Source organism: Paracoccus albicereus (genome assembly GCF_024359525.1).
GTDB classification, from domain to species: Bacteria; Pseudomonadota; Alphaproteobacteria; order Rhodobacterales; family Rhodobacteraceae; genus Paracoccus; species Paracoccus albicereus.
Genome location: NZ_JAKZEU010000002.1, coordinates 844,677 through 869,612, shown reverse-complemented (window position 1 = coordinate 869,612; position 24,936 = coordinate 844,677). Strand labels below are relative to the sequence as shown.

The window sequence follows — 24,936 nt, the reverse complement described above, 5'->3', positions numbered from 1 at the left end:
ATGATGCAATTCGATGGCCTGAGAGCGATGTTCATCAACTGCTCGCTGAAGCGATCATCGGGCAACAGCCACACGCAGGTTCTGCTGAATGCGGCAGGTCGGCTGATGGCCGAGCAGGGTGTGACGGTCGAACATCTGCACATGCTGGACCATCAGGTGCCGCCCGGCGTCCAGCCCGACATGCGCAAGGAAGGCTGGGACCACGACGACTGGCCCGAGATCCTGTGGCCGAACATCATGGCCGCCGACATTCTGGTGATCGGCACCCCCCTGTGGCTGGGCGAGGAAAGCAGCACCTGCCGCGTTCTGATCGAACGGCTGTATGCCATGTCGGGAGAGTTGAACGACAAGGGTCAGTCGGTGTTCTACGGCAAGGTCGGCGGCTGCGTGATCACCGGCAACGAGGACGGCATCAAGCATACCGCGATGACGCTGACCTTCGCGCTGAACCATCTGGGCTACACGATCCCGCCGCAGGCCGATTGCGGATGGATCGGCGAGGCGGGGCCGGGACCGAGCTTCGGCGACGAAGCCGATGATGGCAGTCGCGTCGGTTTCGACAACGACTTCACCCGGCGCAACACCACCATCATGTCCTGGAACCTGATGCATCTGGCCAAGATGCTGAAGGGCGGCATCCCAACCGAGGGCAATGACCGCAACGCCTTCAAAGAGGGCGAGACCTTCGGCTTCAAGCTGCCTGGGGACGACGCATGAAACAGGCTGTCGTTGCAGCGCTGGCGATCGCGCTCGCCACGCCGGCGATGGCGCAGGATGCCCCGCAGGCGGATCAGGCCTTCGATACCGACGCCGTGGCGCAGTGTCTGTCCTCGGCCCAGACCGACGGGGCCCGGCTTGATTGCGCCGGGGCTCAGCAGGGCGCGTGTCTGGAGGCCGTGGCGGAAAACCAGCCCGACGCCCATCCCGTGGATCGCGAACTGTCCTGCATCGAGGCTGAGAAGCAATGGTGGGATGCGCGACTGAACGATCGATATACCGAGCTTATGGCGACCGAAGAAGCGCGCGGCGAGGAACGGGCGGCGGCCTTGACGCGGATGGAACAGGGCTGGATCGCCTTTCGCGACGCGCGCTGCGCCTATGACCGGATCACGAACGGGCACGGTACCGGCGGTGCCGTGGCCGAGCCGCTTTGCATCCTGCGCGAGACCGCGCGGCAGACGATCATGCTGATGTCCTATCTGCGGGACCGCACATGAGGCTTCCGCCGCCCGATCAGGATTACGAGGCGCGACGACAGGGCTTCCGCTGGGATTTTCCCGCCCGGCTGAACATGGCGCGGCAATGTCTCGATCATCCGGGCGAGCGGGTGGCGATCATCGAGTATGATGGCACGCCGTGGCCGGTCACTTTCGCGGAACTCTCGTCGATGAGCGCCGCGCTGCAGGCTGCGCTGCATGCCGAGACGGGCGAGCGTGTCGCCGTTCTGCGCACGCAATCGGCCTGGACGGCGGCGGCGCATCTGGCGGTCTGGGCTTCGGGCGCGGTCTCGGTGCCGCTGTTCAAGCTGTTCGGCCGCGACGCGCTGGACCTGCGATTGCGTGATGCGGGTGTCCGCACCGTCATCGCCGATGCCGAGGGCCGCGAGGCGCTGTCGGATTTTCCCGACCTTCGGGTCATCGTGCCCGAGGATGGGCTGCCGGAGGGCGGCGCGCTGACCATCGCCGAGACCGGGCCGGAGGATCCGGCGATCATCATCTACACGTCGGGCACAACCGGCGCGCCCAAGGGGGCACTGCACGGTCATCGTGTGCTGTCGGGGCATCTGCCTGGCGTCTCGATGAGCCACGACGATCTGGGTCGAGACGGCGATTGCCTGTGGACGCCTGCCGACTGGGCGTGGATCGGCGGGCTGTTCGACGTGGCGATGCCGGCGCTGGCGATCGGCGTGCCGGTGGTTGCCGCGCGGATGGCGAAGTTCGACCCGGCGGCGGTATCGGCACTGATCGCGGATTGCGGCGTTCGGAACGTGTTCTTTCCCCCCACGGCGCTGAAGATGCTGAAGGCCGCCGACGTCGAATTGCCGGGGCTGCGGAGCGTCGCATCTGGCGGGGAGACTTTGGGTGCCGAGATGCTGGAATGGGGGCGCGATGCTTTCGGGCTGACGATCAACGAATTCTACGGTCAGACAGAATGCAACATGGTCGCCTCCTCCGCCGCATCGCTGTTCGAGGCACGTCCCGGTGCGATCGGCAAGGCGGTGCCGGGCTTCGAAGTGCAAGTGATCGACGCGCACGGCCAGCCGACCGGGGGCGAGGGCGACATCGCCGTGCGGCACGGTGCGGGCTCGATGATGCTGGAATATTGGAACCGCCCGGATGCGACGGCCGAGAAATTTCGCGGTGACTGGCTGGTGACCGGGGACCGGGGGGTGATCGAGGATGGCTACATCCGCTTCGTTGGCCGTGACGATGACGTCATCACCTCGGCCGGCTACCGGATCGGGCCATCGGAAATCGAGGACAGCCTCTTGAAGCATCCGGCGGTGGCGCAGGCGGGTGTGATCGGCAAGCCGGACGCAGTTAGGACCGAGATCGTCAAGGCTTACATCGTGTTGCGCGATGGAGTTCAGAAGACGGATGAGCTTGTGGCGGAGCTTCAGGCGCATGCAAAACGGTTGTGCGCCGCCCATTCCTATCCCCGAGAGATTGCGTTTCTGGATGCGCTGCCCATGACGGTCACGGGCAAGGTGATGCGGCGCGAATTGCGCAAGATGGCGGAGGCGGAAGAATGAAAGCTTTGGTGTTGCTGATGTCGCTGGCAGCGGCGGGCGTCGCATCTGCGCAGGCGAGTGAACCGTTAGTCGATGCGGCGGCCGTCGAGGCCTGTTTTGCCGACGCGCTGCCTGGGGACGGTTCGCCGGATTGCCTGGGCGATCAGGTCAAGGCCTGTACCGAGGCGAGCCCGGACGGCGAGACGACGATCGGAATGGGCGCCTGCATCCAGGCCGAGACGGCGGTCTGGGACGATCTGTTGAACCGCGAATACACGGCGCGGCGCGATGACTGGTCGGACCGGCCTGAGCTGGTCGAGACGCTGACCAAGGCACAACGGGCCTGGATCGCGTTTCGCGACGCCGATTGCTCGCTGGCCTACGATCGTTGGGACGGCGGCTCGATGCGATCCATCGCTGCGGCGAATTGCCGGATGGTTGCGACCGCGCGACGCGCGCTGGATCTGAAAGACATGGGACCGATGTGAGATGAAGCTGACGACAACGGCGCTGCCTAACTCCGATGCGTTCAAGGCCAACCGGGAGGCGCATCTTGGTCTGATCGAAACCGCGCGTCAGGCGGCCGAGGCCGTGCTGGCAGGCGGTGGCCAGGCCTCGATGAAGCGTCACACCGATCGGGGCAAGATGCCCCCGCGCGAGCGGGTGGCGAACCTGCTCGACCCCGGCTCGCCGTTCCTGGAGGTCGGAGCGACCGCGGCGCACGGGATGTATGACGGCGACGCACCGGGCGCCGGGGTGATCGCGGGCGTGGGCCGGGTCCACGGGCAGGACGTGATGGTCGTCGCCAACGATGCCACCGTGAAGGGCGGCACGTACTATCCGATGACGGTGAAGAAACACCTGCGTGCGCAGGAGATCGCCGAAGAATGTCATCTGCCCTGCATCTATCTGGTCGATTCGGGCGGGGCGAACCTGCCCAATCAGGATGAGGTCTTTCCCGATCGCGACCATTTCGGCCGCATCTTCTTCAATCAGGCCCAGATGAGCGCGAAGGGCATCCCGCAGATCGCTGTCGTGATGGGCTCCTGCACCGCCGGCGGTGCCTACGTGCCGGCCATGTCGGACGTCACCGTGATCGTGCGCGGGCAGGGCACGATCTTTCTGGCCGGGCCGCCGCTGGTGAAGGCCGCGACGGGCGAGGTCGTCAGCGCCGAGGATCTGGGCGGTGGTGACGCGCATACGCGGCTGTCCGGTGTCGCCGATTATCTGGCCGAAGATGACGCCCATGCTTTGGCCATCGCCCGCCGCGCGGTCGGCCATCTGAACCGTCGGATGCCCGAGACGGTGGTCTGGCAATCGCCCGAACCGCCCGCCTATGATCCCGAGGAAATCCTGGGCGTCGTGCCCGCCGATCTGCGCACGCCCTACGACATCCGCGAGGTGATCGCGCGCGTCGTCGACGGCTCGCGCTTCGACGAGTTCAAGGCGCGGTTCGGCGAATCCATCGTCACCGGTTTTGCCCATATCGAGGGCTGCCCGGTCGGCATCGTCGCCAACAATGGTGTCCTGTTTTCCGAATCCGCGCAGAAGGCCGCGCATTTCATCGAGTTGTGCAGCCAGCGCGGCACGCCGCTGATCTTCTTGCAGAACATCACCGGCTTCATGGTCGGCCGCAAATACGAGAACGAGGGCATCGCGCGCCACGGTGCCAAGATGGTGACGGCGGTCGCCACCACCAGCGTGCCGAAGATCACCATGCTGGTCGGCGGCAGTTTCGGCGCGGGCAATTACGGCATGGCGGGGCGCGCCTATTCGCCGCGCTTCCTGTGGACCTGGCCGAACAGCCGGATTTCGGTCATGGGCGGCGAGCAGGCGGCCGGCGTGCTGGCCACCGTTCGGCGCGACGGGATCGAGCGCAAAGGCGGCACCTGGTCGGCTGAGGACGAGGCCGAGTTCAAGCGCCCGACGCTGGAGATGTTCGAACGGCAGAGTCATCCGCTTTATGCCAGTGCCCGGTTGTGGGACGACGGGATCGTCGATCCGCGCAAAACCCGCGACGTGCTGGCGCTGTCCCTGCGGGCGAGTCTGAATGCCCCGATCGAGCCGACGCGCTTCGGCGTCTTCCGGATGTGAGGGCGGCGATGATCCGGGTCTGGAAGGGCGATATCACGCAGCTCGAGGTGGACGCGATCGTGAATGCGGCGAATGAAAGCCTGCTGGGCGGCGGCGGTGTCGATGGCGCGATCCATCGCGCGGCCGGGCCGGGTCTGCTGGAGGAGTGCCGCAAGATCGGTGGATGTCCGACGGGCGAGGCGCGGATGACGGGTGGGTATGACCTTCCGGCACGCCATGTCATCCATACGGTCGGCCCCGTCTGGAAGGGCGGCGATGCGGGCGAGGACGATCTGCTTGCCTCGTGCTACCGCGAAAGCCTGCGACTTGCCCAAGAGGCCGGTCTGCAATCCGTCGCGTTCCCGGCGATTTCGACCGGTATCTACGGCTTTCCCGCCGAACGTGCGGCGCAGATTGCGGTCAAGACGATCCGGCGGCACGGGATAGGCTTGGAAATCACGCTGGTGGCTTTCAACGACGCGCAGGAACGACTGCTGAGCGACGCCGCAAAATGAACGTTGCGGCGATCATCATCGGACGAAACGAGGGCGAGCGTCTGGTGCGCTGCCTCGCCTCGGTCACGGCGGAATGTGCGCCGGTGATCTATGTGGACAGCGGCTCGACCGACGGCAGTGTGGCCGCGGCCGAGGCGGCGGGCGCCAGGGTCGTGGCGCTGGACATGAATCGTCCGTTCACCGCGGCGCGCGCGCGCAATGAAGGCTTCGCGGTCCTGGGTGAGACGGGCGAGTTCGTCCAGTTCATCGATGGCGATTGCGAACTGCAGCAAGGGTGGATCGCAGCCGGGCGGCACGCGCTTGCCGAGCGGCCCAATGCCGCGATCGTGGCGGGTCGGGTGCGAGAGCGCGACACCGCCCGCAGTGTGTATAACCGGCTTGCCGATCTGGAATGGGACACCCCGGTCGGCGAGACCGAGGCCGTGGGCGGCATCTTCATGGTCCGCGCCGAAGCGTTCCGCGCTGTCGGAGGCTTCGATCCCACGCTGATCGCCGGCGAAGAGCCTGAGCTGTGCCAGCGCCTGCGCCGGGCCGGCTGGACGATCTGGCGGATGGACGCCGAGATGACGCTGCACGACGCGGCGATGACGCGCTTTGGCCAGTTCTGGCGGCGCGCCGAGCGAGGCGGCCACGCAGCGGCCGAAGGGGCGTCGATGCATGGACGCGGGCCGGACCGGCTGGGCGTAGGCCAGACGCGGCGGGCGCTGCTCTGGGGTCTCGCGCTGCCGTTGGCCGCCTGTCTCGGGGCCCTGATCCATCCGGCTGCCTGGCTTCTGCTGCTGGCTTATCCCGCGCAAGTCGTGCGGCTGGCGCTGCGTCGCGGCGGGGGCCGAGGGGCGTGGGAATGGGCATGGTTCAACACGCTGGGCAAGTTCGCCGAGGCCAAGGGCGTGCTGCGCTATCACTGGGGACGGCTGACCAGCCGTCGCCGTGGCCTGATCGAATACAAGTGACGCGAGGGGGAAAGCGATGTTCCAGAAGATCCTGATCGCCAATCGCGGCGAGATCGCCTGCCGCGTCATCGATAGCTGCCGCAGGCTGGGGGTCGCGACCGTCGCGGTCTTCTCGGATGCGGACCGTGCCGCGCGGCACGTCGCGATGGCCGATGAGGCCGTCCACATCGGTGGGCCCGCACCGGCCGACAGCTATCTGAAGGGCGACGCCATCATCGCGGCGGCACGCGACACCGGCGCCGAGGCGATCCATCCCGGATATGGCTTCCTGTCCGAAAACCCCGATTTCGTCGAGGCGGTGGAAGCGGCAGGGCTAATCTTCATCGGTCCGTCGGCAAAGGCCATCCGCGCGATGGGGCTGAAGGACGCGGCGAAGGCGCTGATGGAAACGGCCGGCGTTCCGGTGGTGCCGGGCTATCACGGTCAGGATCAGCACCCGGATCATCTGGCGCGCATGGCGGACCAGATCGGCTACCCGGTGCTGATCAAGGCCGTCGCGGGTGGCGGCGGCAAGGGGATGCGGCTGGTCGAGGCGGGCCGCGACTTCGCCGACGCGCTCGATTCGGCCCGGTCAGAGGCGAAGACGGCGTTCGGCAATCCCGACGTGCTGATCGAGAAATACATCCAGCAGCCCCGCCACATCGAGGTCCAGGTCTTCGGCGACGGCACGCGCGCGGTGCATCTGTTCGAACGCGACTGTTCGTTGCAGCGCCGCCATCAGAAGGTGATCGAGGAAGCGCCGGCACCCGGCATGACGCCGGAGGTGCGCAAGGCGATGGGCGCCGCGGCGGTCCGCGCGGCCGAGGCGATCGGATACGCGGGCGCAGGCACGATCGAGTTCATCGTCGATGGCTCTGACGGTCTGCGCGAGGACGGGTTCTGGTTCATGGAGATGAACACCCGTCTTCAGGTCGAGCATCCGGTGACCGAGGCGATCACCGGCGTCGATCTGGTCGAGTGGCAGTTGCGCGTGGCGAGCGGCGAACCGCTGCCTGCGCGGCAGGAGGAGCTATCGATCACCGGTCATGCCTTCGAGGCGCGGCTTTACGCCGAGGATGTGCCGGCGGGTTTCCTGCCCGCAACCGGTCGGCTGGCGCATCTCGCCTTTCCCGATACGGCGAGGATCGAAACCGGGGTGCGGCAGGGCGACACGATCAGCCCATGGTACGATCCGATGATCGCCAAGGTTGTGACACACGGGGCGACGCGGGCGATCGCACTGTCGCGGCTGGAATCCGCGCTGGTCGATACCGAGGTCGCGGGCAGCGTCACCAATCTCGATTTCCTCATCGCGCTGACCCGGCATGCGGAATTCCGGGCGGGCGAGGTCGATACCGGCCTGATCGGCCGCGATCTGGATGCGTTAATCGACGCGGCTGCGCCCGATGCCGGCGCCCGTGCGCTGGCGGTGATCGGGCTAGCGGGGCTAGCCGATCCGTCAGTTCGTGGCGGCATGACCCTGTGGCAGCCCCTGCGTCGGACGATCGCATGGGACGGCGGCGAGGCGCTTCTGGAGGTCGAGGGGCCGGGCGCGGCGCGCGTCACGCTCGATGGAACGCCGCACGAGGTCCGCTGGCAGGGTGATCGGTGGTGGGTCGATGGCGCGCTGCGCCGCAACCGGATCGTTCGCCACGATGCCGGCACCAGCGTCTTTGGTGGGCGCACGGTCACGCTGGCGCCGCTGGACCCGCTGGCGCGGGCCGGCGAGGCTGCGGGCGATGCGCTGACGCTGTCGCCTATGCCGGGTCTGGTGCGGTCGGTCCACGTGAAGGCAGGACAGGCTGTGAAGGCCGGTGACCGGCTGGCTGTGCTAGAAGCGATGAAGATGGAACACGCGCTGACCGCCGCCCGCGATGGCGTTGTGGCCGAGGTGCTGGCGCAGGCCGGCGATCAGGTCGAGGCAGGCGCCCCGCTGATCCGCCTGGAAGAGGATGCGGAGGAGGCAGCATGAGCCACAGCGAACCCCCGGCCCATGGCGGCAGCGACACCGCCGACGGTGACGCGACGGTGCTTTGGCATGTCCCCGGCTCTCGTTCGATGCGGGTGCTTTGGCTGCTTCATGAACTGGACCTGCCGTTCGAACTGAACGTGATGGATATCCGCGCCAAGACCATGCGCGAGGCCGAATACGAGGCGATCCACCCCGTCGGCCGTGCCCCCGCGATGCAGATCGACGGGTCGGTCATCCACGAATCCGGCGCGATCATCGAGTATCTGTGCGAGACGCGCGGACGGCATCTGTGGCGCGCGCCGGGGGCCGAAGGGCGGCTCGGCTGGCTCGACTGGCTCCATTTCGCGGAATCGGTCGGCCAGCACATCGCCAGCCTGACGCAAAGCCACATGATGCTGCGCGATCCCTCGCAGCGTTCGGTCACGGTGATGAAGCTTGAGACCAAGCGCCTGGCGCGGACGCTGCGCCTGGTCGAGGGCACCGTGTCAAAGCACGACTGGCTGATGGCCGATGGCTTTTCCGGCGTCGATTGCGCCGTCGGCTGGTCGGTCTGGACCGCCGCGCGCTTCACGCCGCTGACGCCCGCCCTGCAGGCTTACGTCGATCGCTGCACGGCGCGCCCGGCTTTTCAGAAGGCGTTGCCGACGGAGGATCAGCCGAAGCTGTACGAGCGCGACCTCTACGAGCTTCCCGATGGCTGAGGCGGTCGAAATCTTCGAGATGGGCCCGCGTGACGGGCTGCAGAACGAAAAGCGGCTGATCCCGGCGCCCGACAAGATCGCGCTGGTCGACCTGCTGTCAAAGGCGGGCTTCCGGCGGATCGAGGTCACCAGTTTCGTCAGCCCGAAATGGGTCCCGCAGATGGCGGATGCGCCCGAGGTGATGGCAGGCATCAACCGCGCGCGGGGGGTCAGCTATGCCGCCCTGACGCCGAACATGAAGGGCTATGAGGCCGCGCGTGCGGCGCGCACGGACGAGGTCGCGATCTTCGCCAGCGCGTCCGAAGGGTTCAGCCGCGCGAACCTGAACACCAGCATCGACGACAGCCTCGACCGCTTTCGCCCGGTCGCAGAGGCTGCGGCGCACGACGGCATTCCCGTGCGCGGCTATGTCAGCGTCGTGACCGACTGTCCCTTCGACGGGCCGACGCCGCCGGCAAGCGTCGCCCGCGTCGCTGCCGCGCTGCGCGATCTGGGTTGCTACGAGATCAGCCTGGGTGACACGATCGGCCAGGGCCGTCCCGAAACGATCGACGCGATGCTATCTGCGGTGCTGGACGAACTGCCGGCCTCGCGCCTTGCCGGCCACTACCACGATACCGGCGGACGCGCGCTGTCGAACATCGACGCCAGCCTTGCGCGCGGATTGCGGGTTTTCGATGCGGCGGTCGGCGGCCTGGGCGGGTGCCCCTATGCCCCGGGCGCGAAGGGCAACGTGGCGACCGAAAAGGTCGCTGCGCATCTGGCCGACCACGGATATGAAACCGGGCTTGACGCGGATCTGATCCGAAACGCGGCTTCGTTCGCGCGACAATTGAGGGAAGCCAGTCATGTTTGAAACGATCCGCATCGAAACCGATCCGCGCGGCGTCGCAACCTTGTGGCTGGCGCGACCCGACAAGCACAACGCGTTGTCGGCTGCGATGATCGAAGAGCTGACGCGCGCCGCACGGATGCTTGGAGAGGACGAGCAGGTCCGCGTCGTGATCCTTGCAGGCGAGGGCGTCAGCTTCTGCGCGGGTGGCGATCTGGGCTGGATGCGACAGCAGATCGGTGCCGACGCAGAGACGCGCCGGCAGGGCGCCCGCGCCCTGGCGGGGATGCTGAACGCGCTGAACGTGATGCCCAAGCCGCTGATCGGGCGGGTCCACGGCAACGCCTTCGGTGGCGGCGTCGGCATGATGGCGGTCTGCGACGTGGCCATCGCCTCGACCGAGGCGAAGTTCGGCCTGACCGAGGTCAAGTTGGGCCTGATCCCCGCAACGATCGGCCCTTACGTGCTGGCCCGGATGGGCGAGGATCGCGCGAGACGCGTGTTCTTTTCCGGCCGGATCTTCGATGCGACTGAGGCGGTGACGCTGAACCTGGCCGCGCGCGCGGTGCCCGCGGCGGATCTGGACGCTGCGGTCGAGGCAGAAGTGGCGCCGTTTCTGCTGGGCGCGCCCGGCGCGATCGCGGCGGCCAAGGCACAGTGCCGCGCGCTCGGGCCGCGGATCGACGAGTCGGTTATCGATGAATCGGTCGATCGCCTCGTCTCCGCCTGGGAGGGCGACGAGGCGCCGGAAGGGATTGCGGCCTTCTTCGACAAGCGCAAGCCACGCTGGCAGGCATGATCCGCCTGCATGTCTGATCCGCGCGCGTCCGGTCTTGTGCAGTCCGGGCCGAACGCGGATGTTTGCGCCATCACCGGAATGGACGCCACGATGACACAACAGCAGAACATGCTGCCCGCGATCCTTGCGTTGGCGCTCGGCGCCTTTGCAATTGGCACTTCGGAATTTGCTGCGATGGGCCTCTTGCCCTATTTCGCCGCCGATCTGGGGGTCAGCGATCCGCAGGCGGGCCATGTGATCAGCGCTTACGCCCTGGGTGTGGTCGTCGGTGCGCCGCTGACCTCGCTCTTCGGGGCGGGTCTGCCGCGGCGGCGCTACCTGGCCGCGCTGATCGCCATCTACGGGGTCGTCAACCTCGCGGCGGCAGTCCTGCCGGGTTTAGGCACGCTGGTCGTGACGCGCTTTCTTGCGGGGCTTCCGCATGGCGGTTTCCTTGGTGTCGCGATGCTGTTTGCCGCCGACGCGATGCCGCCCGAACGCCGGGCACGCGGCGCGGCGCAGGTCATGCTGGGGCTGACCGTCGCCAATATCGTCGGTGTCCCGCTGGCCGGCGTTTTGGGGCAGGAGATCGGCTGGCGATGGGGCTTCGCGCTGCCCGGTATCATCGCGGCCGTTTCGGCGGTGCTGATCCTTCGCCTCGCGCCCCGCGCCGCACCGCGCGAACCGGTGCGCCCGTGGGAAGAATTGGGCGCGCTGGCCAATCCGCGCGTCCTTTGGGTGCTGCTGATCGCGGCCATCGGGTTCGGCGGTATCTTTTCGGTCTATGCGTATCTGACAGCCGCGATGCTCGCGACCGCCAGCCCGCCCGCCTGGGCGATCCCGGCGGCGCTGGCGATGTTCGGCGTTGGCGGGACGCTGTCGACTTGGGGATCGGGCCGATTGACGGAGCGGTTTGGCATCAACGCGACCTGCTGGATCTTCTTCGCCGCGATGGCGGCAACGCAGGCCTTCGCCTCGCTGGCCGTCGGAAGCTGGCCTCTGATGGTGTTGACCGCGTTCCTGATCAGCGCCAGTGCCGGGATGCTGATCCCGCTGCAGTCGCGCCTGATGGATGTCGCGGGCCGGGCGCAGAACATGGCGTCGGCGATGATCCATGCGGCCTTCAACGCGGCCAACGCACTTGGCCCCTTCCTCGCCGGGCTGGCGCTGGCGGCGGGCTGGGGCTGGCGCGCGCCAGGCATGGTGGGGATCGGGCTTACGGCTGCTGGGGCGGTGATCCTGGCGCTGTCGAACTGGCGTGATCGGGCAGACGCGGCGCGGGCAGTGACGCCAGCATGACCTTGCGCGAGGTCGAGGCGAATTCGCGTCGCCATGTCACCAGCGAGACCCAGACCGTCCCTGCGACCAGCGCCCATGGTCCGGCCATCCAGCCCAATGAGCCGAGCGCGAAATAGACGCTGCGCAGCCCGGCATTGTAGTTGCGTGCAGCGGTGATGTTCAGCTGTGCGGCCTGATCGGCGCGCGGCATCGCCTCGGGGTCACGGGCATCGTTCGGCACCGCCGCCATCATCACCGCGCAATAGCCGAACAGCCTGTGCGACCAGACAAATTTCAGGAACGCGTTCGACACGAAGAACATCGGCAGCAGCAGCTTGATTTCCCACAGGACGGTGGTGCCGCGCCCGACCTCGAATTCGGAAGCCAGATCGCGCAACTGGTCGGTGTTGCCGATCAGCGCCAGTCCGCCGCCGATGGCGATCATGCAGGCCGAGGCGAAGAAGGCTGTCCCTTCGCGCAGGCTGGCCAGGATGTTGCCGTCGAAGATGCGCGGATCGCGGGTAACGAACTGCCGCATCCATTCGCGCCGGAACCGCGTCATCAGCACGCTGACCGAGGGGCGACCCTGCGGTGGGCTTTCGATGAACCAGCCGATCGTCAGCCATGCCGCGAACAGCATGACAAGCGCGATCAGGTCGAAGACATCTATCGGCATCGGTCCACCCGCTGGGCTTTGATCCGGTTCTAGGACGCGGCCGGGGCAGTTGAAAGCCCAAGGTCGCTGACCTATCGTTCGTTGATCGGCTTACGCCCCGGGAGGAGGTTCGCGATGCAGATGCCCAGGCCCGATCCGCTGATCCTGTCCCGTCGTGCCCAGATCGTCGCGGCGCTGGAACGTGCGGCGCCCGGCGCGGTGATCCACGACCCTGCCGAGACGCGTGTCTACGAATGCGACGCCCTGTCGGCCTATTCGTGCCCGCCGCTGGCGGTGGTGCTGCCGCGCACGACGGAAGAGGTCTCGGCCATCCTGCGGGTCTGTCATGCCGAGGGGGTGCCGGTCGTGCCACGCGGCGCGGGGACCAGCCTCGCCGGTGGCTCTATGCCGACCGAGGATGCGGTTGTCGTGGGCATCGCGCGCTTGAACCGCGTGCTGGAGATCAGCACAGAAGATCGCTTGATCCGCGTCCAGCCCGGTCGCACGAACCTGTCGGTCACGCAGGCGGTGGACGGGCTTGGCTTCTTTTACGCGCCCGATCCGTCCTCGCAGCTTGCATGTGCCATCGGCGGCAATATCGGCATGAATTCAGGCGGCGCACATTGCCTGAAATACGGCGTCACCACGAATAATCTGCTGGGCGTCACGATGGTGATGATGGACGGCACCGTGGTCGAGCTTGGCGGCCCGATGGGCGAGGCGAACGGGCTTGACCTCTTGGGCGTAGTCTGCGGGTCCGAGGGCCAGCTGGGTATCCTGACCGAGGCGACGCTGCGCATTCTGCCAAAGCCCGCCGGCGCGCGCCCGGTGTTGATCGGCTTCGACAGTAGCGAGGTCGCGGGGGCCTGCGTGGCCGACATCATCCGGGCGGGCGTGCTGCCCGTCGCGATCGAATTCATGGACCGTCCCTGCATCCGCGCGACCGAGGAGTTCGCCCATCCCGGCTATCCCGATTGCGAGGCGTTGCTGATCGTGGAGGTCGAGGGTACGCCGCGCGAGATCGACGAGCAACTGGCGCTGATCCGCGACATCGCCGACCGGCATTCTCCGCTGGAGTTTCGCGAAAGCGGCTCGGCCGAGGAATCGGCGCGAATCTGGCTGGGCCGCAAATCGGCCTTCGGCGCGATGGGACAGATGGGCGATTACATGTGTCTCGACGGCACGATCCCGGTCTCGGCCCTGCCGAAGGTTTTGGGAGAAATCGCACGCATGTCGGCGCAAACGGGAATGCCCGTCGCGAATGTCTTTCACGCGGGCGACGGCAACATGCACCCGCTGATCATCTTCGACGCGAACAAGCCCGGCGATCTGGAACGGTGCGAGGCGCTTGGTGCCGATATCCTGCGGCTCTGCGTCGAGGTTGGCGGCTGCCTGACAGGCGAGCACGGCGTGGGTATCGAGAAGCGTGACCTCATGTCGGCGCAATTCGGTCCTGCCGATATGGAGGCGCAGATGCGCGTCAAGGACGCCTTCGATCCGCGCTGGCTGCTGAACCCTGCCAAGGTGTTCCCGCTGGACCTGTCCGAAAGCCGCCGCGAAGGGCGTCCGAATGCGGCCTGAGAGCGAAGCCGACGTCGCGTCAGTGATCCGATCCGCGCGCGAAAGCCTGAGCATCGCGGGCGGCGCGACTCGGCTGCGCCCCGGCGAAGGGCAGGGCGCGCGGCTGGATATGCGCGGCCTGACCGGCGTGGTCCTTTATGAACCCGAGGCGCTGACACTGGTCGTTCGTGCGGGCACCCCCCTGGATGAGGTTGCGACCGTCCTGAAAGCCGAGAACCAGATGCTGGGGTTCGAGCCCGATCACCGGCCCGGTTCGACCATCGGCGGGGTGGTCGCGGCAAATGCCTCGGGTCCGCGGAGGGTGCTGGTCAATGCCTGCCGCGACGCGCTGATCGGCGTTCGCTTCGTGGATGGCGCGGGTGAGGTCATCAAGAACGGCGGCCGGGTGATGAAGAACGTGACCGGATACGATCTGGTCAAGCTGATGGCGGGATCGCGCGGGCGCTTGGGTGCGCTGACCGAAGTGGCGTTCAAGACGACGCCGATCCCTCCGTCGCGCGCGACATTGCGGCTGTCTGGTCTGAACGCGGCGCAGGCGGTCGAGGCGATGACTGTCGCGCTTGGCGGGCCGTTCGATGTCTCGGGTGCGGGAATCCTGCCGACGGGCGAGACGGTACTGCGTCTGGAAGGGCTTGCCGGTTCCGTCGAAGCGCGCGCCGCGACATTGGTTACACGGCTCGCGCGCTTCGGTGACGTCGAGACTGTCGAGGGCGACGCCGATTTCGCCGCATTGCGTGATGCCGGCGCGGCGATGGCGGCGCAGGCGGGCAAAGGTGCCGTGTGGCGGATCGTATTGCGACCCTCGCAGGCCGGTGCGCTGATCGCCACGTTGCCGGGGCGTTTAGCGGTGGATTGGGGTGGCGCATTGATCTGGGCCGAAGCGCCGGATGCCTGGCGCCCGGACCTGCCGACGGGAGCGATTGCCGAGCGGGTCGCGGGTGCCGCACCCCTTCATTTGCCAGCCATGGCGCCCGCGATCGCCGCGCTGAACGATGGCGTCGCGCGCCGTTTCGATCCGCGCGGATTGTTCGGCAGCAGCGCGCGGGGTGTCGCCGCATGAAGACCGAATTCACGCCAGAGCAGTTGAAGAACCCTGATCTGGCAGAGGCGAACGCGATCCTGCGAAGCTGCGTCCATTGCGGCTTTTGCACCGCGACCTGTCCGACCTATCAGGTCCTGGGTGACGAGTTGGAGAGCCCGCGCGGGCGCATCTACCTGATGAAGGAGATGCTCGAAAGCGGCAGGCCTGCGGATGAAAAGACCGTCCTGCATCTCGACCGCTGCCTCGGCTGCCTTGCCTGCGTGACGACCTGCCCTTCGGGGGTCGATTACGGCCACCTGCTGGAACAGGGCCGCAAGCATGTCGAGGCGACCTATCGCCGCCCGTGGCGGGACCGTGCGCTGCGCTGGCTGCTGAAGACGGTGGTGCCGCATCCGGGCCGGTTCCGGCTGGCGATGCTGGGCGCAAGGATTGCGCGTCCGTTTGCGCGCTTCCTTCCCGATCGGCGGCTGCGCGCGATGGTGGCGATGGCACCGCAGACGATCCCGCCGGTCAGCCGAAACGATGACGGCCAGACCTTTCCGGCGATGGGCGAGCGTCGCGCGAGGGTCGCGCTGATGGTCGGCTGCGCGCAGCGGGCGCTGAACACCGACATCAACGATGCCACGATCCGGTTGCTTCGGCGCGCCGGCTGCGAGGTCGTCATCCCCGAAGCCTTCGGCTGCTGCGGTGCGCTGACCTTGCACATGGGCGAGACAGAACCCGCACGCGCGCAGGCCCGCGATACGATCCAGCGCCTTCTTGCGGCGGAAAAGGCCGGACCGCTGGACGCGATAATCATCAACACCTCGGGCTGCGGGACGACGGTCAAGGATTATGGCCACCTGTTCCGGGATGATCCCATCGCGGAAGACGCAGCCCGCGTCTCGGCGTTGACGCGCGATGTGACCGAATTTCTATCGTCGCATGGTCTGCCTGAACTTGCCGGTGGCATCCCGGCCCTGCGGGTCGCCTATCATTCCGCCTGTTCGCTGCAGCATGGTCAGCAGATCAAGGCGACGCCGCGCGATCTGCTGAAGGAAGCCGGATTTACCGTCGCAGAGCCCGTTGATCCGCATCTCTGTTGTGGTTCGGCGGGGACCTACAACCTTTTGCAGCCCGAGATTTCGGCCGCTTTGCGCGATCGCAAGGTGGCAACGATCGAGGCGCTTTCACCCGACGTGATTGCGGCCGGAAATATCGGCTGCATGGTCCAGATCGGTGGTGCGACCGGGGTGCCCGTCGTCCATACCATCGAGCTGCTCGACTGGGCGACGGGGGGTCCCGCCCCGCTGTCACTTGGCCGCTACCGGGGTCTTGACGCGGCGGAATGACAACCCACATCTGATGCAACCGGATGGCCGACAAGGCGCCGGGAAACGCGGCGCTCGCCCGGGATCGGGGGGCGCAAGACAAAGCATCGCTGTGAAAGGATGTGCACCATGCGCAATTTTGACCTGACTCCGCTCTACCGTGCTTCGGTCGGTTTTGACCGGATGGCCGACCTGATGGACCGGACGCTGACGGCGGAAGCCGCCCAGCCAGGCTATCCCCCCTACAATATCGAAAAGACCGGCGACGATGCCTACCGCATCTCGATCGCCGTGGCCGGGTTCTCGGAAGACGATCTGTCCGTCGAGGTTCGTGACGGCGCCGTCATCGTGACCGCCCGCAAGGCCGATGAAGATGAAGGCCGCACCTTCCTGCATCGCGGCATCGCGACCCGCGCGTTCGAACGCAAGTTCACGCTGGCCGATCACGTTCGTGTCGAGGGCGCGAGCCTGACCGACGGGATGCTGCATATCGAGCTGGTGCGCGAAGTGCCCGAAGCGCTGAAGCCGCGCCGCATCACCATCGACCGCAAGGATGGCGAGACGGTGCAAAAGCTCGACGCCTGACGCAGGCCCGAACTGGACGACCGAAGGGCGCGGAGATTTCCGCGCCCTTTTGCTGTGATGCTAAAGCCTGCGCCGCGCCCGCAGCGCCGCGGTGATCGTACCGTCGTCGAGATAGTCGAGTTCACCGCCGATCGGGACACCCTGGGCGAGTCCCGTCACGGTGACCTCTGACCCCTCCAGGGCCTCGGCGATGTAATGCGCGGTCGTCTGGCCCTCCACGGTGGCATTCAATGCCAGGATCACTTCGGCCGCGCCGTCGCGGTGGACGCGGTCGATCAGCGCGGGAATGCCCAGTTCGTCGGGGCCGATTTCATCCAGCGCGGACAACGTCCCGCCCAACACGTGATAGCGGCCCTTGAACACGTGGCCGCGTTCCAGCGCCCACAGATCGGCCACATCCTCGACCACACAGATCTCGCCGGTCGCGCGGGAGGGGTCGGTGCAGATCGCGCATTCGTCGCGGTCGGTGATGTTGCCGCAGACCAGACATTCGCGCGAATGGGTGGCGACGCTGTCCAGCAGCCCCGCGAGTTCGGTCATCTGCCCGGTGCGCTTGCGGATCAGATGCAACACAATCCGGCGGGCAGAGCGTGGGCCAAGTCCCGGAAGCCGGGCCATCAACGCGATCAGTGCCTGGATGTCGTCGCCCGGCCGTTCCATCCGCTGTTCAGAACGGCAGCTTGAAGCCGGGCGGCAGACCGAGACCCTCGGTCATCTTCGACATCTCGGATTGCGACTTGTCCTTTGCCCGACGCTGCGCGTCGTGGATCGCGGCGAGGATCAGGTCCTCGACCACTTCCTTTTCGGAGGCGACGAAAATCGACGGATCGATCTCGAGCGCGGTCAGATCGCCCTTGGCCGTCGCCGTCGCCTTGACCAGTCCCGCGCCGGATTCCCCGGTCACGGTCACGTTGGCCAGATCCTCCTGCATCTTGGCCATCTTTTCCTGCATGTCCTGGGCGGCCTGCATCATCTTGCCCATGTCGCCGAAGCCACCGAAACCTTTCAGCATCGTATCAATCCCTGATTTATTGCTCGTCCTCGAACGGGTCCCATTCCTCGACCTCGGCTACCGGACCCTCGGCCGTCTCGTGTTCGGATGTAGCCTCTGCGTTCTCGGTTTCAACCGGCTCGGGCGCATCCTCGACCGCGATCAGCCTGGCGGCCGGAAAGGTCGCGAACACAGCCTTGACCAGCGGGCTGTCCATCGCCTCGGCCCGGCTTCGCGCCTCGTCGGTGGCGCGTGTTTCGGCGATGGTCGGCTGCCCTCCGGATGAGACGACACTGACGCCCCAGCGATGTCCGCCGGTCCAGCCACGCAGGCGCTCGCCCAGCCGTTGCGCCAGATCGCGCGGGGCATCGCCGCGCGGTTCGAATTCGATCCGGCCGGGACTGTAGCGGACAAGCGCGACGTGGTTTTCGACCTGGGTCAGCAGGACCATGTCGCGCATTCGGGTGATCAGGGCGACCACGGCATCGAAATCGGGGTAGTCGGCGAACGCGTCCGGCGTGACGGCCAACGCGGTTGCCTGTCCCGAACCTTGGTGCGCGACCGGTGCCGGATGCGCTGCAGCGGCGCGCGGGGCAGGGGTCGCGGCTTCGGCGGGCGCTGCCTGTCTGTTGAACTCACCCGCCGCCTGCGCCTGCTGCACCTTGCGGATCAGCGCCTCGGGGTCCGGCAGGTCCGAGACATGGGTCAGCCTGATAACAGCCATTTCGGCGGCCATCATCGCGTTCGGCGCGACAGAGACCTCTTCCAGCGACTTGAGCAGCATCTGCCACATGCGCGTCAGCACCCGCATCGGCACCCGCTCGGCCAGATCCTGTCCGCGCGTGCGCTCATCCGGCGATGTGGTCGGATCGTCCAAAGCGGACGGATTGATCTTGGCGACCGAGACCCAATGCGTCGTCTCGGCCAGATCGCGCAACACCGCCAGCGGGTCGGCGCCGTCGGCATATTGCGCGCCCAGTTCGGACAGCGCACCCGCCGCATCACCGCGCAGGATCATCTCGAAGAGGTCGATGACCCGGCCGCGGTCCGCGAGACCCAGCATGGCACGGACCTGATCGGCGCCGGTCTCATCCGCATCGGACCCGCCATGGCTGATCGCCTGATCCAGCAGGCTGGTTGCGTCGCGGGCCGATCCTTCAGCCGCGCGTGTGATCAGCGCCAGAGCGTCGTCCGTGATCGCCGCGCCTTCGGTATCGGCGATCCGGCGCAGAAGCGCGATCATCACCTCGGGCTCGATCCGGCGCAGGTCGAAACGCTGGCATCGCGACAGGACCGTGACCGGGACCTTGCGGATTTCTGTCGTGGCGAAGATGAACTTCACATGCGGGGGCGGTTCTTCCAGCGTCTTCAGCAGCGCGTTGAACGCGCTGGTCGACAGCATGTGGACTTCGTCGATGATGTAGATCTTGTAGCGCGCGCTGGCCGCCCGGTAATGCACGCTCTCGATGATCTCGCGGATGTCACCGACCCCGGTACGGCTGGCCGCATCCATTTCCAGCACGTCGACATGGCGCCCTTCGCTGATCGCTACGCAATGTTCGCAGACGCCGCAGGGTTCCGTCGTCGGGCCGCCCTGACCGTCGGGGCCGATGCAGTTCATACCCTTGGCGATGATCCGCGCGGTGGTCGTCTTTCCGGTTCCGCGGATGCCGGTCATGATGAACGCCTGCGCGATCCGGTCGGCGGCGAAGGCATTCTTCAGCGTGCGCACCATCGCGTCCTGCCCGACAAGGTCGGCGAAGGTCTCGGGCCGGTATTTCCGGGCCAGAACCTGATAGGCGGGGGCGGTTTCATTCATGCGGGCGCAGTCTTCGGCTGGTGACGCGCCACACTAGGCTGCGGGTGCCGGGGTCGCAAGGGAGGCACCGGATGCAGAAAGGGCGCCGGCTTTCGCCGACGCCCCTGCCGAAACAGATCACGTTTCAGACGGTCGACTTGCGCCGCATCCGGCGGATCGCGCCGATCCCGCCCAGACCGGACAGCAGCAGCAGACCCGCTGCGGGAACCGGCACCGGCGAAGGCGTCGTGCCTTCGATCTCCGCTTTCAGCTTGCGCTCGATCGCGGCACCGAACGTATCGAAGCCGGAGGCCTGAAGAGCGAACGCGTCGGTCCCGCCGATCACGTTCTTTTCGTAATAGTCGAGCAGCGAGGTGCCGCCGATCGCGACGCCGTTGATCCGGGTGATACCCAGATTGAGCGCATAGTCGCGACCTTCCATCGCCGATGTGCTCTGGTTGTTTTCACCATCACCCGACACGTCGATCACCTTGCTGGTGCCGTCGAAAAGGTTGGAGGCGATGCTGTCCGCGCCGAACTTGATCGCGCTGCCAATCGCCGTCTGCCCGTTGGATGTCCGCGCCTTGCTGGCGAGTGTATCGGCGAAATCGCTGATGCTTGAGGCGCTGTCGAGCAGGCTCCACCCGACAACACGCGACTGCGCGTTGGACGAGGACCAATAGACGACCTCGACCGCTATCTTTCCAAGCCGGCCGCCTGCCGTGGAAAGGATCGAATTGACGATCGTGCTGTTCCGGAACGCGTCGATATAACCCTGACGCTGAAGATTGAACTCGTTGTTGTCGACGCTGCCCGATACGTCGATGAGCAAGCTCAGCTCGACGTCGACGTTGGTCGTCGAAGCCTGTGCGCCTGTGGCCAGAACGATTGCGGCGATCGCGCTGGCAAGGGTCTTTCTGATACTGAACATGATGGCAACTCCCTACACATCACTCGTCCCTGCATTACAGGCAGCGCCAGCGACATGCTGTTGCCAAACCATTCGACAGGTGACTCGTTACTAATTGCAACGGCAAAAACGTTGGACGAAATCTCAAAATTTATCAAGCTGGATATAAAGATATGCGTCGCAGCGTTACTATTTCATCTGTAAGTTGAATCGGTGGAGTGACCTTGGCACGGTTTTGAATTGTATCGACAAAACGCAGTCAGAAAATCGGTTCGAACCAGCTCATAATTAGGGCACCTGCACGTCTTGGATTTGTAGCTGGCGACGATATGCGACCATCAGGAAACAGGTCAGGCATCCGTCGAAGGGCATAGCTGTTTCCGCTGCATCAACATTCAGAAAATCGAATTCCAGCCGCTTTCACTGATTTGCCCGAATCCAACCGGCGCAGCGTGGAACAAGGTCGCGTTCGGCGGGTTGAGGAGGGCCAGCAGGAAGGATACCCACGTGGCTCAGCACCAGATCACACTTACCATCAACGGAACCGAGCGCAGCCTTGCGCTTGATGATCCGCGCGTCACCTTGCTTGACGCCCTGCGCCAGCATCTCGACATGACAGGCACCAAGAAGGGCTGTGACCACGGTCAGTGTGGCGCCTGCACGGTGATGGCGAACGGTCGGCGGATCAATTCATGTCTGTCGCTTGCGGTGATGCACGATGGCGACACCATCACGACGGTGGAGGGGTTGGGCGAGCCCGAGAATCTGTCGCCGCTTCAGGCAGCCTTCCTTCATCACGACGGGTTCCAGTGCGGCTACTGCACGCCAGGTCAACTGGTTTCGGCCACCGCGATGATCGAAGAGATCAAGCAGAACTGGCCCAGCGTCGTAAGCGGCGATCTGGAGAAGGTGTCGCTCAGCGATGACGAGATCCGCGAACGGATGTCGGGCAATCTGTGCCGCTGCGCTGCCTATGCAAACATCGTCGATGCGATCCGCGAAGCCGCGAAGGCGGAGGGTGTGGCATGAGAGATTTTGTCTATGATCGCGCCGACAGCGCCGATGCGGCCCAGACGGCAGCGAAAGAGGGGGCACGGGCCATCGCAGGGGGCACCAACCTTCTGGACCTGATGAAGCATGAGGTGGAGACGCCAGACCGGCTGATCGACGTGAACCGCACCGGCCTCGATCAGATAGAGGAAGCGGATGGCGGATTGCGCATCGGCGCGTTGGTCCGCAATGCCGATCTGGCAGCGGAAGAGCGGGTTCGCCGTGATTGGCCGCTGCTGTCGCGCGCGATCCTCGCCGGTGCGAGCCCGCAGATACGCAACCGCGCCACCACTGCAGGCAACCTGATGCAGCGGACCCGCTGCGCCTATTTCTACGACCTCGGTTCGGCCTGCAACAAGCGGAGCCCCGGTTCGGGTTGCGATGCACTCAACGGCGTGAACCGGATGCACGCGATCCTGGGCACATCCGAGCATTGCATCGCCACCTATCCCGGTGACATGGCCGTCGCCTTGGTCGCGCTGGACGCAGAGGTCGAGATCGCTGGCGCGAACGGCAAGCGTACCGTCCCGATCGCGGAGTTTCACAGACTGCCGGGCGATCGCCCTGACCGCGACAATGTCTTGGAGGACGGTGAGATCATCCTGGGCGTGACGCTTCCCAAGCCGACAGGCGGGGCGCAGGTCTATCGGAAGGTTCGCGACCGTCGCAGCTATGCCTTCGCGCTGGTTTCCGCCGCCGTCGACGTGACGGTGGAAGACGGAAAAATCACCCGCGCGGCGCTGACACTGGGCAGCGTCGCGGCAAAGCCGTGGCGCAGCAATGAGGCCGATAAGGTTCTGGTCGGCTCTGAACCGTCGCGCAAAGCCTTCGAGAATGCCGCGGATCGGCTGCTGCAAGGTGCGCAGGGACACGGCGAGAACGACTATAAGATCGGTCTGGCGCGCAGGACTTTGGTTGCTGCGCTGGCCGAGGCGACAGGAATCGACATCGCGGGGGACGCGGCATGATGGACGACATGGATCTGAGCCTGCATCACAAGATGGAGGAAAAGGACGAGCGCAATCAGCTCGACCAGACCGCCCAGGATGTGCTGTCGAAGCCGCTCGATCGCCCCGAAGGTCCGCTGAAGGTGACCGGCCGTGCGACCTATGCCGACGAAGAACATCCTGAAGGCACGGCGCACGGCGTCTTCGTGCGCTCGACCGTCGCTCATGGATGGGTGACTGGCATGAACACCGCGGCCCTTCGCAAGATGCCGGGCGTTCTTGCGGTGGTGCGCGATGCGAAGATGCTGCGCAATCCGGCGCAGGGCACGGCTGGCGAGGCGCCCGTCCAGAACCCGAACGAGATCTTCTATGTCGGCCAGCCGATCGCGCTGGTCGTGGCCGAAACGTTGGAGCAGGCACGCCACGCCGCACTGGCCGCGCGGCCGAAATACGAGGCCAAGGACGGGGAGTTCGAAGTTCCGCTGGAGGACTACGAAACCCCGCCGAAGAAACAATCGTCGGAAGGCGATCTGGATTCAGCCATGGGACAAGCGGCCCATAGCGTCGATTCTATCTATACGACACCTGCCATGGGTCACGCGATGATGGAGCCGCATGCAGCCGTCGCGCAGTGGGACGGCGGCAAGCTGACCATCCGGGCAAGCTGCCAGATGCTGAAATACAATGTCGCGGAACTTGCCGACTCGCTGGGCGTTAAAGCGAAGAATGTCCGGATCCTGTCTCCCTATGTCGGCGGGGGGTTCGGCGGCAAGCTGGGTATCTCGCACGAAGCCGTGGCGGCCGCGCTGGCCGCGCGCAAGCTCAAGCGGCCGGTCTCTGTCGCTCTACATCGTCGGAACGTCTTCGAGGCGACGACCCGCCGGTCAGAGACCCGGCAGCGCCTGCGCCTTTGCTGTGACGATCAGGGGCATCTGACGGGGTTCGGCCATGAAGCATGGGTGTCGTCGCTGCATGGGGAAAGCTTCTCAGAGCCTGTGACGCAGGCTTCGAGCTTTACATATGCCGGCGACAACCGTGTCATCGGTCACCACATCGCGCGGCTGAACATCACCTGCGCCGGCTCGATGCGCGCGCCGGGCGAGGCGGTCGGGGTGCCGATCGTCGAATGCGCGATGGATGAACTGGCCGAAAAGGCCGGTATCGACCCGGTCGATTTTCGGCTGCGCAACATCCCTGAAAAGGACCCGTCGACTGGCAAGCCTTATTCGTCGAACCGACTGGCGGATTGCCTGACGGAAGGCGCCAAGGCTTTTGGCTGGGAGAAGCGGGGCGAGGTCGCACACCAGCGCGAGGGCGAGTGGCTGATCGGTCTTGGCGTCGCGTCGGCCGTGCGCGTCAACATGCTGATGAACTCCGAAGCGACGATCACCCTTGATCCCGACGGGCACGCGGTGGTCGAAACGGACATGACCGACATCGGCACGGGCAGCTACGCAATCCTAACGCAACTGGCCGCAGAGATGCTCGGCCTACCGATGGACCGCGTGAAAACCGTCCTCGGCGACAGCGATCTGCCGCCGTCCAGCGGCTCGGGCGGTTCCTTCGGGGCCGCCTCCGCGGGGTCTTCGGTGATGCTGGCTGCACGTGCACTGCGTGAGAAGATCGCCGAACGTCTGGGCGTCGAGGAGAAAGATGTGACGCTGAAGGACGGCAATGCGATCAGCGGCAACAAGGTGACGCCGTTGACCGAAATCCTGGCAGGCGAGAGGCTGAAGGCCAAGGGCGAGATCGAGCCGGGTGCGACCGGTGACGACGTGCGTCAGGCCACTTGGGGCGCGCAATTCGCCGAAGTCGCTGTCAGCGCGATCACCGGCGAGGTGCGGGTCCGCAGGCTTGATGCGACCTTTGCCTGCGGACGCATCCTGAACCCCAAGACCGCGCGGTCGCAGTGCATCGGCGGGATGGTGTTCGGTCTGGGCTCTGCCCTGACCGAGGAATTGTCCTACGACCTTCGCAACGGGCGGCTGATGACCCGCGATCTGGCGGATTACCATATCCCTAGCAATCTTGACGTCCCGCCGATGAACGTGACCTTCCTCGAGGACCGCGATCCGTACGCGAACCCGATGCAGGCCAAGGGCATCGGCGAACTGGCCTGCTGCGGAACGGCCGGCGCGATCCTGAACGCGATCCACAATGCCACGGGCATCCGTGTCCGCGATTTCCCCGCGACGCCTGACAAGGTGATCGAGGCGATTGAGGCGGCGCAGGGACAGGGCTGAACTGGCGGGCGG

24 protein-coding genes are annotated in these 24,936 nt (G+C 66.0%); 19 read left to right on the top strand and 5 right to left on the bottom strand.

Going from position 1 to position 24,936, the window contains the following annotated elements; genetic code table 11:
* Genes MLD63_RS07685 through MLD63_RS07630 form a run of 12 tightly spaced genes read left to right on the top strand, consistent with a single transcriptional unit; the run spans position 1 to position 11,833 of the window.
* The gene (locus MLD63_RS07685) at positions 1-717 is read left to right on the top strand and encodes a flavodoxin family protein (RefSeq protein WP_304363993.1); all 717 of its coding nucleotides are present in this window, start codon (positions 1-3) and stop codon (positions 715-717) included.
* A complete protein-coding gene (locus MLD63_RS07680; RefSeq protein ID WP_255329276.1) occupies positions 714-1,217 on the top strand; it encodes a lysozyme inhibitor LprI family protein in 504 nt (167 codons plus the stop codon). The genes MLD63_RS07685 and MLD63_RS07680 overlap by 4 nt, the downstream gene beginning before the upstream one ends.
* Positions 1,214-2,752, top strand: a complete 1,539-nt coding sequence (locus MLD63_RS07675; protein ID WP_255329275.1) for an AMP-binding protein — start codon at positions 1,214-1,216, stop codon at positions 2,750-2,752. Before MLD63_RS07680 ends, MLD63_RS07675 begins: the two co-directional genes overlap by 4 nt.
* Positions 2,749-3,219 carry a lysozyme inhibitor LprI family protein gene (locus MLD63_RS07670; protein WP_255329274.1) on the top strand — a complete coding sequence of 157 codons (471 nt, stop codon included), beginning with the start codon at positions 2,749-2,751 and terminating at the stop codon, positions 3,217-3,219. Before MLD63_RS07675 ends, MLD63_RS07670 begins: the two co-directional genes overlap by 4 nt.
* A 1-nt stretch (position 3,220) precedes the next feature.
* Positions 3,221-4,825 (top strand): carboxyl transferase domain-containing protein, encoded by a 1,605-nt coding sequence (locus MLD63_RS07665; protein ID WP_255329273.1) that lies wholly within the window; start codon positions 3,221-3,223, stop codon positions 4,823-4,825.
* Between the two features lie 8 nt (positions 4,826-4,833).
* Complete coding sequence (locus MLD63_RS07660; RefSeq protein WP_255329272.1) at positions 4,834-5,319, top strand: O-acetyl-ADP-ribose deacetylase; 486 nt, start codon at positions 4,834-4,836, stop codon at positions 5,317-5,319.
* Positions 5,316-6,272 (top strand): glycosyltransferase family 2 protein, encoded by a 957-nt coding sequence (locus MLD63_RS07655; protein ID WP_255329271.1) that lies wholly within the window; start codon positions 5,316-5,318, stop codon positions 6,270-6,272. The genes MLD63_RS07660 and MLD63_RS07655 overlap by 4 nt, the downstream gene beginning before the upstream one ends.
* A gap of 16 nt (positions 6,273-6,288) precedes the next feature.
* Positions 6,289-8,223: an acetyl-CoA carboxylase biotin carboxylase subunit gene (locus MLD63_RS07650; protein ID WP_255329270.1), complete on the top strand. Its 1,935-nt coding sequence runs from the start codon at positions 6,289-6,291 to the stop codon at positions 8,221-8,223.
* Positions 8,220-8,924 (top strand): glutathione S-transferase family protein, encoded by a 705-nt coding sequence (locus tag MLD63_RS07645; RefSeq protein ID WP_255329269.1) that lies wholly within the window; start codon positions 8,220-8,222, stop codon positions 8,922-8,924. Before MLD63_RS07650 ends, MLD63_RS07645 begins: the two co-directional genes overlap by 4 nt.
* The gene (locus MLD63_RS07640) at positions 8,917-9,780 is read left to right on the top strand and encodes a hydroxymethylglutaryl-CoA lyase (protein WP_255329268.1); all 864 of its coding nucleotides are present in this window, start codon (positions 8,917-8,919) and stop codon (positions 9,778-9,780) included. Before MLD63_RS07645 ends, MLD63_RS07640 begins: the two co-directional genes overlap by 8 nt.
* A complete protein-coding gene (locus MLD63_RS07635; RefSeq protein WP_255329267.1) occupies positions 9,773-10,555 on the top strand; it encodes a crotonase/enoyl-CoA hydratase family protein in 783 nt (260 codons plus the stop codon). The genes MLD63_RS07640 and MLD63_RS07635 overlap by 8 nt, the downstream gene beginning before the upstream one ends.
* A gap of 9 nt (positions 10,556-10,564) precedes the next feature.
* Positions 10,565-11,833 (top strand): MFS transporter, encoded by a 1,269-nt coding sequence (locus MLD63_RS07630; protein ID WP_255329266.1) that lies wholly within the window; start codon positions 10,565-10,567, stop codon positions 11,831-11,833.
* On the opposite strand, the gene MLD63_RS07625 is transcribed toward MLD63_RS07630, so the two are convergent.
* The gene (locus MLD63_RS07625; RefSeq protein WP_255329265.1) at positions 11,751-12,488 is read right to left on the bottom strand and encodes a DUF599 domain-containing protein; all 738 of its coding nucleotides are present in this window, start codon (positions 12,486-12,488) and stop codon (positions 11,751-11,753) included. The two genes, MLD63_RS07630 and MLD63_RS07625, sit on opposite strands and share 83 nt — an antisense overlap.
* 114 nt (positions 12,489-12,602) lie before the next feature.
* Here MLD63_RS07625 and MLD63_RS07620 point away from each other — a divergent pair, with 114 nt between their 5' ends.
* The 4 genes from MLD63_RS07620 (at position 12,603) to MLD63_RS07605 (ending at position 16,985) form a co-directional block, all read left to right on the top strand.
* Positions 12,603-14,048, top strand: coding sequence for an FAD-linked oxidase C-terminal domain-containing protein (locus MLD63_RS07620; protein WP_255329264.1), 1,446 nt, complete (start codon positions 12,603-12,605; stop codon positions 14,046-14,048).
* Positions 14,038-15,108 carry an FAD-binding protein gene (locus tag MLD63_RS07615; RefSeq protein ID WP_255329263.1) on the top strand — a complete coding sequence of 357 codons (1,071 nt, stop codon included), beginning with the start codon at positions 14,038-14,040 and terminating at the stop codon, positions 15,106-15,108. The genes MLD63_RS07620 and MLD63_RS07615 overlap by 11 nt, the downstream gene beginning before the upstream one ends.
* On the top strand, positions 15,105-16,421 hold the full coding sequence (gene glcF, locus MLD63_RS07610) for a glycolate oxidase subunit GlcF (RefSeq protein ID WP_255329262.1): 1,317 nt from the start codon (positions 15,105-15,107) through the stop codon (positions 16,419-16,421). The genes MLD63_RS07615 and glcF overlap by 4 nt, the downstream gene beginning before the upstream one ends.
* Positions 16,422-16,529: 108 nt before the next feature.
* Positions 16,530-16,985 (top strand): Hsp20 family protein, encoded by a 456-nt coding sequence (locus MLD63_RS07605; RefSeq protein ID WP_255329261.1) that lies wholly within the window; start codon positions 16,530-16,532, stop codon positions 16,983-16,985.
* A 60-nt stretch (positions 16,986-17,045) separates the two neighbouring features.
* Here MLD63_RS07605 and recR read toward each other — a convergent pair whose 3' ends face one another.
* From recR to MLD63_RS07585, 4 genes are all read right to left on the bottom strand, one after another.
* Positions 17,046-17,645 carry a recombination mediator RecR gene (recR, locus tag MLD63_RS07600; protein WP_255329260.1) on the bottom strand — a complete coding sequence of 200 codons (600 nt, stop codon included), beginning with the start codon at positions 17,643-17,645 and terminating at the stop codon, positions 17,046-17,048.
* 7 nt (positions 17,646-17,652) lie between these two features.
* Positions 17,653-17,997: a YbaB/EbfC family nucleoid-associated protein gene (locus MLD63_RS07595; protein ID WP_255329259.1), complete on the bottom strand. Its 345-nt coding sequence runs from the start codon at positions 17,995-17,997 to the stop codon at positions 17,653-17,655.
* 16 nt (positions 17,998-18,013) lie between these two features.
* The gene (locus MLD63_RS07590) at positions 18,014-19,795 is read right to left on the bottom strand and encodes a DNA polymerase III subunit gamma/tau (protein ID WP_255329258.1); all 1,782 of its coding nucleotides are present in this window, start codon (positions 19,793-19,795) and stop codon (positions 18,014-18,016) included.
* Positions 19,796-19,919: 124 nt separating this feature from the next.
* Positions 19,920-20,705 (bottom strand): DUF1194 domain-containing protein, encoded by a 786-nt coding sequence (locus tag MLD63_RS07585; protein WP_255329257.1) that lies wholly within the window; start codon positions 20,703-20,705, stop codon positions 19,920-19,922.
* Between the two features lie 486 nt (positions 20,706-21,191).
* Here MLD63_RS07585 and MLD63_RS07580 point away from each other — a divergent pair, with 486 nt between their 5' ends.
* From MLD63_RS07580 to MLD63_RS07570, 3 genes are read left to right on the top strand one after another with little or no spacing between them, the layout of a single operon-like run.
* Positions 21,192-21,713 carry a 2Fe-2S iron-sulfur cluster-binding protein gene (locus tag MLD63_RS07580; protein WP_255329256.1) on the top strand — a complete coding sequence of 174 codons (522 nt, stop codon included), beginning with the start codon at positions 21,192-21,194 and terminating at the stop codon, positions 21,711-21,713.
* A complete protein-coding gene (locus tag MLD63_RS07575) occupies positions 21,710-22,702 on the top strand; it encodes an FAD binding domain-containing protein (protein ID WP_255329255.1) in 993 nt (330 codons plus the stop codon). The genes MLD63_RS07580 and MLD63_RS07575 overlap by 4 nt, the downstream gene beginning before the upstream one ends.
* Entirely contained in the window at positions 22,702-24,924 is a 2,223-nt protein-coding gene (locus tag MLD63_RS07570) for a xanthine dehydrogenase family protein molybdopterin-binding subunit (RefSeq protein WP_255329533.1), read from the top strand. The genes MLD63_RS07575 and MLD63_RS07570 overlap by 1 nt, the downstream gene beginning before the upstream one ends.
* Positions 24,925-24,936: the final 12 nt, after the last annotated feature.

Bases quoted from the DNA above. Each gene is read 5' to 3' on its own strand.
- MLD63_RS07680 (WP_255329276.1), top strand. From the start codon at position 714: ATGAAACAGGCTGTCGTTGCAGCGCTGGCGATCGCGCTCGCCACGCCG.
- MLD63_RS07645 (WP_255329269.1), top strand. From the start codon at position 8,220: ATGAGCCACAGCGAACCCCCGGCCCATGGCGGCAGCGACACCGCCGAC.
- MLD63_RS07620 (WP_255329264.1), top strand. From the start codon at position 12,603: ATGCAGATGCCCAGGCCCGATCCGCTGATCCTGTCCCGTCGTGCCCAG.
- MLD63_RS07595 (WP_255329259.1), bottom strand. From the start codon at position 17,997: ATGCTGAAAGGTTTCGGTGGCTTCGGCGACATGGGCAAGATGATGCAG.
- MLD63_RS07665 (WP_255329273.1), top strand. From the start codon at position 3,221: ATGAAGCTGACGACAACGGCGCTGCCTAACTCCGATGCGTTCAAGGCC.
- MLD63_RS07655 (WP_255329271.1), top strand. From the start codon at position 5,316: ATGAACGTTGCGGCGATCATCATCGGACGAAACGAGGGCGAGCGTCTG.
- MLD63_RS07630 (WP_255329266.1), top strand. From the start codon at position 10,565: ATGTCTGATCCGCGCGCGTCCGGTCTTGTGCAGTCCGGGCCGAACGCG.
- MLD63_RS07640 (WP_255329268.1), top strand. From the start codon at position 8,917: ATGGCTGAGGCGGTCGAAATCTTCGAGATGGGCCCGCGTGACGGGCTG.
- recR (WP_255329260.1), bottom strand. From the start codon at position 17,645: ATGGAACGGCCGGGCGACGACATCCAGGCACTGATCGCGTTGATGGCC.
- MLD63_RS07625 (WP_255329265.1), bottom strand. From the start codon at position 12,488: ATGCCGATAGATGTCTTCGACCTGATCGCGCTTGTCATGCTGTTCGCG.
- MLD63_RS07605 (WP_255329261.1), top strand. From the start codon at position 16,530: ATGCGCAATTTTGACCTGACTCCGCTCTACCGTGCTTCGGTCGGTTTT.
- MLD63_RS07575 (WP_255329255.1), top strand. From the start codon at position 21,710: ATGAGAGATTTTGTCTATGATCGCGCCGACAGCGCCGATGCGGCCCAG.
- MLD63_RS07685 (WP_304363993.1), top strand. From the start codon at position 1: ATGATGCAATTCGATGGCCTGAGAGCGATGTTCATCAACTGCTCGCTG.
- MLD63_RS07615 (WP_255329263.1), top strand. From the start codon at position 14,038: ATGCGGCCTGAGAGCGAAGCCGACGTCGCGTCAGTGATCCGATCCGCG.
- MLD63_RS07670 (WP_255329274.1), top strand. From the start codon at position 2,749: ATGAAAGCTTTGGTGTTGCTGATGTCGCTGGCAGCGGCGGGCGTCGCA.
- MLD63_RS07650 (WP_255329270.1), top strand. From the start codon at position 6,289: ATGTTCCAGAAGATCCTGATCGCCAATCGCGGCGAGATCGCCTGCCGC.
- MLD63_RS07635 (WP_255329267.1), top strand. From the start codon at position 9,773: ATGTTTGAAACGATCCGCATCGAAACCGATCCGCGCGGCGTCGCAACC.
- MLD63_RS07660 (WP_255329272.1), top strand. From the start codon at position 4,834: ATGATCCGGGTCTGGAAGGGCGATATCACGCAGCTCGAGGTGGACGCG.
- MLD63_RS07675 (WP_255329275.1), top strand. From the start codon at position 1,214: ATGAGGCTTCCGCCGCCCGATCAGGATTACGAGGCGCGACGACAGGGC.
- MLD63_RS07570 (WP_255329533.1), top strand. From the start codon at position 22,702: ATGGACGACATGGATCTGAGCCTGCATCACAAGATGGAGGAAAAGGAC.
- glcF (WP_255329262.1), top strand. From the start codon at position 15,105: ATGAAGACCGAATTCACGCCAGAGCAGTTGAAGAACCCTGATCTGGCA.
- MLD63_RS07590 (WP_255329258.1), bottom strand. From the start codon at position 19,795: ATGAATGAAACCGCCCCCGCCTATCAGGTTCTGGCCCGGAAATACCGG.
- MLD63_RS07585 (WP_255329257.1), bottom strand. From the start codon at position 20,705: ATGTTCAGTATCAGAAAGACCCTTGCCAGCGCGATCGCCGCAATCGTT.